Source organism: Klebsiella sp. JN_Kp126 (assembly GCF_033843325.1).
Lineage (GTDB): Bacteria > Pseudomonadota > Gammaproteobacteria > Enterobacterales > Enterobacteriaceae > Klebsiella > Klebsiella michiganensis.
In genome coordinates this window covers 1-1,160 of the sequence record NZ_JAWXQV010000026.1, presented here as the reverse complement: position 1 = coordinate 1,160, position 1,160 = coordinate 1, and the positions used below count along the sequence as shown (strand labels likewise).

Here is a 1,160-nt window from a genome sequence, read left to right as displayed (position 1 = left end):
TCTAAATAGCTGCGCCTAATACCGCTACACTTTTGCCTGACCATGTTTTCCTCCGGGGAATGGGCTGGCGGTTTCCATAAAATGGCGGACCTTTTTCAGTAACTGCCACATTGAGCGGCACTGATGATTACGGGTTATCGTGTCATGAAGTGCCTGCCATAGCCGTTCCACATGATTCACCCACGGCGAGTAAACCGGCTGGTAAATTACCCTGAACTTGGGATTTGCTTTCAACCAGCGCTGTGTTTCGCGGCTTTTATGGATAATGTAGTTATCAACGATCAGCGTGATTGTTTTCGCCCGCCGGTAAGTGGCTTTCAGGTGCTTCAGCAGAGCGATAAACAGCGCTGAACTTTTGCTGTTGCCGCCCACGTAGCTGACTTTACCCGTGCCACTGTGCAGTGCGCCGGCCAGATAGTATTTTTCGTTCTGCCCCGGCGTCACTACCCGTTTCTGCTGTCCGCGCAACTGCCAGTCCGCACCGATTTTAGGATTAAGGTGGATATCCACTTCATCTTCATAAAATACCGGATGCTCTGCGCTGCATTCATCCAGCGCTTTGTGGATTACCGCCATCTTTTCATCTTTATGTGGGTCACGGATACGCAGAGTTGGCGCGGCCCTGCGCCATACAAGCCCCGCAGATGGCAACCAGCGGCGAACGGTTCCTGCATGTAACTGGCAACCGGTTATCTCATTGATTTTTATTGCCAGTAATTCGGTGCTCCAGCGTGAACGTTGATAACCAAAATCGCCGGGAGAATGCTTTATCAGCTCACGTAACAGGGTGCAGATATGTTCAAAAGGCCAGCGTCGGGAGCGCCCTGCGGGTAAGGATTTCAGGCCTTCAATACCTGAGTGCGTAAACCAGTTAATCCAGCGACCAACGGATGAACGGGCACAACAGAGAGTTCTGGCAACATCGCTGACCCGTTCACCCCGATGAAGCATCAGCATGGCCGTGAGTCTGCGGGCATGATTTTTATCGCGCGTTTTATGAATAGCTTTCTGCATCAGGCGTCGTTCGCCACGGGGTATTGGTGCTATGATCGGCATCGCTCAGTCCGGTTGGTGGTTTTGGTTGGTTTGGCGATTGATCAGATCGCACAATCCGGGCTGAGTTCCCTTTCAGTGATCTACTATTCCGCGCAGCTATTTAG

General features: G+C 51.7%; 2 protein-coding genes. One reads left to right on the top strand and one right to left on the bottom strand.

Features of this window, described 5'->3' with window-relative positions:
* Positions 1 to 24: 24 nt before the first annotated feature.
* Positions 25 to 1,014: an IS630-like element ISEc33 family transposase gene (locus SIK97_RS00955; protein WP_007372204.1), complete on the bottom strand. Its 990-nt coding sequence runs from the start codon at positions 1,012 to 1,014 to the stop codon at positions 25 to 27.
* Here SIK97_RS00955 and SIK97_RS00950 point away from each other — a divergent pair.
* Positions 943 to 1,160, top strand: a 218-nt coding sequence (locus SIK97_RS00950) for a hypothetical protein (protein WP_022631151.1), incomplete at its 3' end; no start/stop codon positions are given. The two genes, SIK97_RS00955 and SIK97_RS00950, sit on opposite strands and share 72 nt — an antisense overlap.

Bases quoted from the DNA above. Each gene is read 5' to 3' on its own strand.
- SIK97_RS00955 (WP_007372204.1), bottom strand. From the start codon at position 1,014: ATGCAGAAAGCTATTCATAAAACGCGCGATAAAAATCATGCCCGCAGA.